The organism is Amycolatopsis sp. NPDC023774, assembly GCF_040639695.1.
In the GTDB taxonomy this organism is placed as follows: Bacteria; Actinomycetota; Actinomycetes; order Mycobacteriales; family Pseudonocardiaceae; genus Amycolatopsis.
Genome location: NZ_JBFAAJ010000049.1, coordinates 25104 through 33640, shown reverse-complemented (window position 1 = coordinate 33640; position 8537 = coordinate 25104). Strand labels below are relative to the sequence as shown.

Below are 8537 nucleotides of genomic sequence, written 5' to 3'. Positions count from 1 at the left end.
GGAACGAACGCTGCCACCCCTTCATCTGGACCAAAACCGCCGACGAGATCCTCAAGAAGGTCAACCGTCAGACCACTTCAAACACAGACCACTAGCGCCGGTCGCCCGACGTTGGCCGCGGCCTCGCGTCCGTTCGGGATCGGCTGCCCGTGGGGCTCACTGCAGTGCTGTCAACATGTCGTTGCCGTCGACGATGGGAGCCCGCCGGGCCGACGCGCGAGGCATCGGCAGGCCGTTCGCCCAGCAGATCGATCATCTCGGCATCGTAGCCAGCAGCAACACAAGGCCGAGGCCGCGTGGCGTCGGTTTCAGGTCCGAGCGGCTGTCGTATCCGCCCGCCGTCGGCCCCACCGCTGCTGCGCTCCCATACCGCCACTCTAGCGGGTGACAACGGGTCGCCCGGGGACGTCCGAGCACTGATCGCGTGGGGGGACGAAAACTCGAGCTGTCGACCGGGAAGGGCTGTGGTGCGGGGTCGCGTGTGCCCACCCGTCGAGCAGAACCTGCACCATTCCTCCGGCACGCGGCTCAGCTGCGCCCCTTGGCTTGCCGGACACAGGAGAGCCAAACTGACCAGCCCTTTCGCGACGAACGAGGCAGCGGAGCGGCAGTCCGATACTCGTGGGTCAACGGGGTTTGTGGTCGCGTGTGGCTGGCTCCTGGGCTCGCTGTATAAGATCTGGCCGCCTTCGCGGGTACCGGCTACCGCGTGCATCCGCTGTGACAGTACGGAATGTGATGCACCGGGTAGGCGGTACCGTGTAGCCGATCGTTGTGCCACAGTCGATCGACGAGACGTACGAACGGGGGCCTCACCGAACGTGCGCCAGCCCACCAGGGGAGAGTACGTGAACCATCCATCCCAGAGGGGTCTCTACTTCACGTCATCCGAGCATGATCAGTTACGAGCTGAGGTCCGCCAGTGGGCTGAACTGCATGTTTCTCCTCGCATACCACAAATGGAGTCCCTGCGCAGAGTCGACGTCGCCCTGTCGCGGTTGATCGCCCGGCAGGGCTGGATCGGTGTGACGGTTCCGCCCGAATACGGGGGCATGGGACTCGGACATCTCGCCAAAACCATCATTATTGAAGAGCTTGCGCGGATCAGCGGCGCAATGGGCGCGATGGTGCAGGCCTCTCAGCTCGGGACGGCCAAGATCCTTCATTGGGGTACTGACGAGCAGAAACGCCGGTGGTTGCCGGCGATCGCGGCCGGAGAGTGCCTTCCCACGATCGCAACCACGGAGAAAGGCTCCGGAGGCCAGGTCGGGGCGATCGCGACGACCGCGCGCCGCGAGGGTGACGAGTACGTTCTCAACGGGAGCAAGGTCTGGGTGGGGAACTCGCACGTCGGGGACCTGCACGGCGTCATCGTCCGGACCGGAGAAGGCTCCCGGGGCCTCACCGCATTCCTGGTCGAGGCCACCCGCCCGGGCTGCACCCTCGCGCCGCATCCGGAGATGTTGGGCCTGCACGGTTTCAGCTTCGGCGAGATCCGCTTCGATGACTGCCGTGTCCCGATCGAGAACCGGATCGGGGCCGAAGGTGACGGGCTCGCCGTGGCGTTTTCCTCCAGCGTCCTCTACGGCCGGCCCAACCTCACCGCGGTCTCGCTTGGCATCCATCAGGCAGCGGTGGAGACCACCAACCAGTACACCAGCGAGGTACAGCGCTACGGCAACCCGCTGAGCATGAAAGAAACGATCCGGAACAAGATCGCCGAGATGCAGTCGAACCTGATGACCGCGCGGATCTTGGCCTACCACGCCGCGGACTCGCTCGACCGAGGGCTGGCCTGCGATGCGGAACTGATGAACGCCAAGCTCGAGAACGTGAAGCTGTCCAAACGCTCTGTGGACCTGGCCATGGAGATCCACGCCGCCTACGGGCTGGTGTCCGCGCATGAGGTCTCACGCCTCTACCGCGACGTAGTGCACATCGAGCCCCCAGCGGGCACCTCCGACATTCAGCGTGTGCGGCTGGCAGAGGTGTCGCTGGGGGAAGCGAGGCCGGAGTGGTCACAGCGGTTTTCTGGCGAACTTCGCGCAAGCACCGCCGCTCGGGAGCGGGCGCTTAGCGCGCCGGCCGAGCACCCTGTCGTTCACGCTGGTGAATCAGCGTCACCAGTTCCTCAGCCAGTCCTTTGATCAAATCCACCCCAGACTGGCCCCACGAGTGCTTCTCCGTATCGATGACGCAGACCGTGCCCAGCACGACGGCGCTCTCGCCGAACTCGGTCTCTCTCCGCTCGATCAGCGGAGCTCCGAGGTAGGAGCGGATACCCAGCTTGGTGATGACCGGGTTGCCCTTCCACCGGGGGTATTCGAGGACGTCGTTGAGCGGTAGCGCCTTTTTCCGGGTGACCACGTAGGGGCACCAGCCGTGATCCAGGTCCATGGTCCGGTCCACCGGCGGATGCGCGGTTGAGGGAGACGTCTGCAGCGCCGCGCTGTGCTGGTGGCTGGGCGGGACGTGCAGACCCGCGAAGTACTGCTGCCGGTCGCTGAGGAAGTTGACCATCGCATAAGGCGTGCTGGCCAGTTGTGCAGCCTTGGCGGCGATGGCATCGAATTCCGGATCCGGGAGGGTGCCGATACCTAGCTCACGCAAACGGTCCATCCGAGCCTGAACGCCGGGGTCGGGTTGCGGTGCGAGGCGGCGGACGTTGGTCGGGTTATACGTCATAACGAGCTCCAGATCCGGACGGCAGAGGCGCGGCGACACGGGCCGCGTCTTCTTCCCGTCGTGTATTGACGATGTGCTCCACCAGGAGGATCAGAACCGCCTTGGTGGACTGGAAGGTGCGGGCGTCGCAGCGGATAAGCGGGACGTGCTCTCGCAACGCGAGCGCGGTGCGCACGTCGCTTTCGGGGTATACCGGCGCGCCCTGGAACTGATTGACGGCTACGAGGAAGCGGATCCCGCGCGATTCGAAGAACTCGATCGCACCGAAACTGTCCGTGATGCGGCGGGTGTCCACGAGTACGATGGCGCCGAACGCCCCGCGGGACAGCTCGTCCCACATGAACCAGAAGCGATCCTGCCCCGGGGTCCCGAACAGTAGAAGCCTCAGGTCCGCCGCGATCGTGCGGCGGCCGAAGTCCATGGCGACGGTCGTCGTCTTCTTGTCGGGGATCCCGTCGAGGCTGTCGACGGGGACGCTGGCGACGGTCAGGGTCTCTTCGGTCGAGAGAGGCTTGATCTCGCTGATGGAGCGGACGAACGTGGTCTTGCCCGCACCGAACCCGCCGGCGATGAGGATCTTCATCTGCGATGGGAGAACGTCAAAGCTTCTTGAGTTCACGCAGCACCCTTTCCAGCAAGTCATAAGACGACGAAGGTTCGATCAGGTTGGCGGCGAGCGTGGTGGCGGCCCCAGCCTTGATCAGGTCGGCGAGCAGGATCTTGGTGACGGCGACCGGCCGGCCAAGTTTGCCGGCGATCTCGACAACAGCGGTCGGGTATTGACACAGTTGCCACGCCTTGGCGTGTTCCAGGTTCAGTTTCTCCGGGGCGACGTTGCCGGTGGTGGCCACCCGCGATTCCAGGCCGAGCTCCACCGCGGGAACAGTGCGCCCGCCGGTGAGCATGTATGGGCGGGCGCGGTGGCTGGTCTGGGGTACCTGGTGTTCACCGCTGTTCTGCACGCCTCACCGGGTTCCCATCTGGGCCGGCCCGTCGTCCCGTGCGGGAGTGGCGAGCTGCTGGCGCAGCTGGGTCGAGAGACGACCCATTTCGTAGGAGACGGCTTTGGCGTCGACCTGGGGGTTCGCCAGGACTGCCAGCACAGTTCGCTCGGCGGGCGCGGTGACGAACATGACGAGACCCTGGAGCTCGACGATCATCTGACGCAACCCGTCCTCGGGCACCGGGCTGAATCCGGTGCCGACAGCCTGCGCCATCGAACACACGCCGCTGGCGATGGCCGCGAGATGATCCGCGTCGTCGTCGCCGATTCCGTACCAGCTTTCGCGAAGGCCGTCCGTGGACAGCAGGAGCGCGCTGTGTGTACCGGGAACCTTCTTTACGAGACGCTCGAGCAGGAAGCTCATTGCGTTGTGTTCCACGAACCGTCTCCTTGCGATCGAGCGGAATTGGCCTCGGGCACCGTGCCCGCGAAGCCCTGGTTGTCCGTGTCCAGGTCGCCGCCGGCGATGCCCTCAGCCAGACCGGCACGGGCGTCCGCGAGAAGACTCGGGCTGTGGCCGGTGTAGACAGGCGGTTGCGACGAGGGAGTGCGAAGTTGCGGCGGGAGGTGACTCGCCGATGTGCCACGCCGAGGCAGGGGCGGCAAGCCGCGGTCCCCCTGCTGCGGCGACACGCCGGGATCGCGAACCGGCAAGTTGTCGGCCGGTCGATCCGGGGCAGCAGTAACGGTCGCCGCGGCCGGCATCTCGAGCTGGCGGTGATCGGCGGCGGATGGACGGCGTTGAGGAAGGACTGAGTCGGTGCTGCCAACGCCGGACTGCGGCCGCGGACGAGGGTGGGGACGGGGTGGTTGCGCCGAGGTGGCCACCGGGACTGGACGGTCGGTGAGCGGCGCGAGGATGAGGTCGTGCGGCAGCACTACGTCAGCGTCAGTGCCGCCGAAGATGTTCTTGTTGAGTTGGACGGCGATACCGAAGCGCTGCGACAGCCCTTTCACCACGGCCAAACCGATTTGGTCGTTGGTCAAGATTTTGCCGAGGTCGATAGCGGTGGAAGGCGCGAGCAAGTGGTTGTAGTCATCCCGCTCGTTGTCCGGAATTCCCACGCCTCGGTCCCGGATCTGGATGCACAATCCTGCTCGTACCTCGAATGCGCGAACCTCGACCGGCGGCGCCGTCGGATTCTGGAACTGCGTGGCGTTTTCCACCAGTTCCGCGAGGAGGTGGATGACTTCGGCGACTGCGCGTCCGTGGACCTGGACGTCCGGGCTGGGAAGCACGTCGACCTGTCGGTAGTCTTCGATCTCACTGCACGCGGACATCAGGACTTCCCGGACGGGAAGCGGTGATTCCTCGCGACTGAGGAGTCCACCTTCGCCGCGCATCACTTCGATGTTTTCGACCTGGCGCCGCAGCTGGGTCGTCATGTGGTCGAGCTTGAACAGCCCGGCCAGCTGATCGGGATCCTCCGTCTCGTGTTCGAGGCTGTCGAGGTGAGCGATCATGCGTCCGACCAGCGTCAGAAGCCGGCCTGAGAGCTTCCCGAGGACCTGCTCCGGACGAGGGGCGTGCGTGAACAGGACGGGCGGAGCGGCATCCTGATGCGTCGCCGGCGGGCCCCAAGGTTGTGCATCGCCTGGCACCGCAGCCCGCTGCGCTGACGCGATTGCCGACCGGTTCCGGCTGAGGTAGACCAGGGCAACCACGACGACGACCGCGACCACTGCAAGGCACAGCCAGAGGCCCCAGCTCACACGCGCGGCGATCACCGCCGAAATGGCAAGCGCAGCACCGGCACACACCACCGCTGCAACAGCGGCGGCGGGCACGGGCTGACCGATCGCACGTATCGGGCCCGTCACCTCGGGGCTCGTCGGGGCGGGCTCACCACCGCCAGGTACATGCTGATCAGACATCAGGTCCTTCCTGACCATGACTCGGCAAAGTGCTGGCAGCAACCGGCAAAACACCGCCGCATTGCCCCCGGACACCTACCGCAGCGTGACCATCTTGGCGCAGGGATGCTACCGCAGAAGAAATCAGGAAATTTCGGGACCATGCGACAAGCACGCGGGCACGAAGCACTAGACAATCAGCCATATAGCTTTCGGGAACTCTTGCAGTAACAACGGGAACGCGCTATGCAGGCACCTTGCCCGGCCATCTCTCCCTGCCGGGTTTTCCGCGCATCCGCCCACGTCAGCGGCTCTCTACATGCGAGTTGGGCGTGGGTTCGCAGCAACGAACCCCTGTAGTGCGGTGACCGCCGGTTCGGTACGGCGGTTTGCTGGCCATGGGTGGGTCGCCGCTGCCCGAACTGGCCGCCGACCGCCTCTGCGAGACATCGGCTTCGCCCGCGCCGCAGCTACCGGGGCCGTGCTGGCGGTAGCTGACCGCCTCGCCGAGCACTTGGCCCGCCACGTTTCGAGAGGTACCTCAACGGCGGCCGGGCCGTCTAGTATCGGCGTGATTACCCGGCTGCACCCCCGGTTCCTTCACGGAGAACACGCGATGGTCACACCCGGCCGCACTGGCATCCGCGAGATCGACCACATGATGGACGAATCCGACAATATGCGCGCTCGCGTCAACGCGATGGTCGCCGTCTTCCGCGCCGAGAGCGTGGTAACCACCCATCACGGGGTCATGGCGACCGATCGAGCGCGGCTGGCTGGTTGGCTTGGGAAATTTGAAACGCGCGCGAGACGACGGCCGTCCGGCCGCGATCGAGCAAGCTCAGCGGCAGTGCGACCAAATCCTTGACCACGCCAACCGCGTCGAGCGCTACGTCACCGACCGACGCGAGCAGCTCGCCGCGGTGAATCGGGCCGTGCGTGAGCTGTGGGCGTTCGAAGACAAGATCCAACGCGCACTGGACCTGGCTGCCAGCGGGTGGGGCGCGACGCCCCGACACGAAGACTGATCACAACGTGCAGCGGCCGGTCACGGACTTTTCCCAGCGGGCAGCGGGACGCCGGTAACCAGGCCCACGACGTGCCAGCCCCTGCTCCTGAGACGGACGCGTCTCGGCTTCCGCCCGCAGTGGTGCAACTGGGACAGTCCTGGACGGGGTGGGCTCCCTACGCCGCGGTAATCACCACGGCGCAGGGACGCGCCGGAGTCCACCTCCGGTGCCGGCGGATCCTCCGCCGAAGGTTGCGTGCGAGCCTGCCCTCGCCTCCACTGCGGGGGCCACGTCGGTAGGTTGTTCGCGACGAACGTCGTCATCTCCTGGGCGGTGATCCTGCGTGTCTTGCTCAGTTTCTCGCCGATGCGTGTCCGATGAGTCTCCACCGTACGCTTGGCAATGACCAGCTCGGCGTCGATCTGACTGGGGTCCTGTGAAGTGGTCCATCGGCTGTGGGAGTGCGATGCCCCCGAATGGGGTACGAGGAGGACACAGGACCGATGGGACAGCGACGGCGGCACACCCCCGACCAGATCATCGGCAAGCTGCGGGAAGGTGAGCGGCTGCTCGGGCAGGGCCCGGAATTGCCCGAGGTGTGCAAGCACCTGGAGTTCACGGAGGCGACCTGGTATCGATGGCGCAACCAGTACGGCGGGATGAAGGCCAACGACGCCAAACGGTCGAAGGAGTTGGAAGCCGAGAACGCCCGGCTGAAGAAGATGGTCGCCGAGCAGGCCCTGGACATCGACATGCTCAAGAAGTTGAGCCGGGGAAACTTCTGACCCCCGAGCGTCGCTGCCGCGCTGTGGAGCGGCTGCGGGCGATGTTCGGGGTGAGTGAGCGCCGGGCCTCTGGGGTCGCGGGTCAGCGCCGGTCCACCCAGCGCAAGCAGGTGCAGAACCGGGTCGGGGTGGAACGCGCGTTGCGGGCTCGGTTGCGGGAGATCTCGCGGGGCGGATCCGCGGTGGGGCTGGCGTAAGGCGCATGCAATCCTGTGTCGGGATGGGTGGAGGGTCAACACCAAACGCATCCGTCGGTTGTGGGCCGACGAAGGATTGAAACGGCCGCCTCGGGTGCGTAAGAAGCGTCGTCTCGGTCCAGGGCGGGGAGGCCGGGAGCCGGTGACCCGGCCGGATCAGGTGTGGGCGTTGGACTACCAGACCGACGCGCACCGCCGACGGCCGGCAGATTCGGTTTCTCAACGTCATTGACGAGTTCACCCGGGAAGCACTCGTCACTCGGGCGGCCCGGTCGTGGACCGCGGACGCCACGGTCGCCCTGCTGGAGGAGGTGATCAGCATGCTCGGGCGACGGCCGGAGCACGTGCGGATGGACAACGGACCCGAGTTGACCGCGCACGCCCTGCGGGACTGGGCGCGGTTCTCCGGCACCGCCACCGCCTACATCGATCCGGGATCACCCTGGCAGAACGGGCATTGTGAGTCGTTCAACGGCCGGTTCCGGGACGAGTTCCTGTCCACCGAACAGTTCTATACCCTGCTGGAGGCGCAGGTACTGGCGGAAGACTGGCGCATCGAGTACAACACCTACCGACCTCATGGGTCCCTGGGCGGGCTGACCCCGGAAGCGTTCCGAGCCCACTGGCTCGGCCAACACCAACCAGCAATCACGTAGTTGGTGGACCACCAAATGGGACCCAGTCACTCGCTCCAGTCCGTCACGACGAAGTTCGCATAACCAATGTACAGATCAGCGGTCGTCGTCCTCACCGGCTTGTTTACGCTCACCGCCGGGCACGCCGCCGCGGCCACGTCCGCGCCAGCGACCCGATCGTCGCTCACCCAGCCACCTGACGTTGCCGTACCGTCGCCTGGCGGCTCGGGGTGGTGCGGTCGTGAGGCGTGCGGTCGAGTGGCTTGCTCAAGACCTTGCTCTGCCGATTCAGTGCAGACACGGTGACTGCCTCGATCTGGCCTCTCCTCGTCGACGGCTTGCTGACGATCGCGACGGTCGAGCTGTGG

8 protein-coding genes and 1 pseudogene are annotated in these 8537 nt (G+C 65.9%); 2 read left to right on the top strand and 7 right to left on the bottom strand.

Annotated elements, in window-relative coordinates:
• The first annotated feature begins 821 nt into the window (after positions 1-821).
• Positions 822-2147 carry an acyl-CoA dehydrogenase family protein gene (locus AB0F91_RS44025; RefSeq protein WP_360607939.1) on the top strand — a complete coding sequence of 442 codons (1326 nt, stop codon included), beginning with the start codon at positions 822-824 and terminating at the stop codon, positions 2145-2147.
• Here AB0F91_RS44025 and AB0F91_RS44020 read toward each other — a convergent pair.
• The 6 genes from AB0F91_RS44020 to AB0F91_RS43995 form a co-directional block, all read right to left on the bottom strand.
• Positions 2074-2685 (bottom strand): GAF domain-containing protein, encoded by a 612-nt coding sequence (locus AB0F91_RS44020; protein ID WP_360607937.1) that lies wholly within the window; start codon positions 2683-2685, stop codon positions 2074-2076. The two genes, AB0F91_RS44025 and AB0F91_RS44020, sit on opposite strands and share 74 nt — an antisense overlap.
• Positions 2675-3268 carry an ATP/GTP-binding protein gene (locus tag AB0F91_RS44015; protein ID WP_360607935.1) on the bottom strand — a complete coding sequence of 198 codons (594 nt, stop codon included), beginning with the start codon at positions 3266-3268 and terminating at the stop codon, positions 2675-2677. The genes AB0F91_RS44020 and AB0F91_RS44015 overlap by 11 nt, the downstream gene beginning before the upstream one ends.
• A gap of 16 nt (positions 3269-3284) precedes the next feature.
• Positions 3285-3647 (bottom strand): DUF742 domain-containing protein, encoded by a 363-nt coding sequence (locus AB0F91_RS44010; RefSeq protein ID WP_360607933.1) that lies wholly within the window; start codon positions 3645-3647, stop codon positions 3285-3287.
• Positions 3648-3650: 3 nt separating this feature from the next.
• A complete protein-coding gene (locus tag AB0F91_RS44005) occupies positions 3651-4052 on the bottom strand; it encodes a roadblock/LC7 domain-containing protein (protein WP_360607931.1) in 402 nt (133 codons plus the stop codon).
• Positions 4049-5638 carry an ATP-binding protein gene (locus tag AB0F91_RS44000; protein WP_360607929.1) on the bottom strand — a complete coding sequence of 530 codons (1590 nt, stop codon included), beginning with the start codon at positions 5636-5638 and terminating at the stop codon, positions 4049-4051. The genes AB0F91_RS44005 and AB0F91_RS44000 overlap by 4 nt, the downstream gene beginning before the upstream one ends.
• 653 nt (positions 5639-6291) lie before the next feature.
• Complete coding sequence (locus AB0F91_RS43995) at positions 6292-6513, bottom strand: hypothetical protein (protein WP_360607927.1); 222 nt, start codon at positions 6511-6513, stop codon at positions 6292-6294.
• Between the two features lie 542 nt (positions 6514-7055).
• On the opposite strand from AB0F91_RS43995, the pseudogene AB0F91_RS43990 reads away from it, so the two are divergent.
• A pseudogene (locus tag AB0F91_RS43990) lies at positions 7056-8190 on the top strand (IS3 family transposase).
• A 26-nt stretch (positions 8191-8216) separates the two neighbouring features.
• On the opposite strand, the gene AB0F91_RS43985 reads toward AB0F91_RS43990, so the two are convergent.
• Positions 8217-8357 (bottom strand): hypothetical protein, encoded by a 141-nt coding sequence (locus tag AB0F91_RS43985; protein WP_360607925.1) that lies wholly within the window; start codon positions 8355-8357, stop codon positions 8217-8219.
• Positions 8358-8537: the final 180 nt, after the last annotated feature.

Coding starts and splice junctions, on each gene's coding strand:
- AB0F91_RS44020 (WP_360607937.1), bottom strand. CDS start 2,685: ATGACGTATAACCCGACCAACGTCCGCCGCCTCGCACCGCAACCCGAC.
- AB0F91_RS44015 (WP_360607935.1), bottom strand. CDS start 3,268: ATGAAGATCCTCATCGCCGGCGGGTTCGGTGCGGGCAAGACCACGTTC.
- AB0F91_RS44005 (WP_360607931.1), bottom strand. CDS start 4,052: ATGAGCTTCCTGCTCGAGCGTCTCGTAAAGAAGGTTCCCGGTACACAC.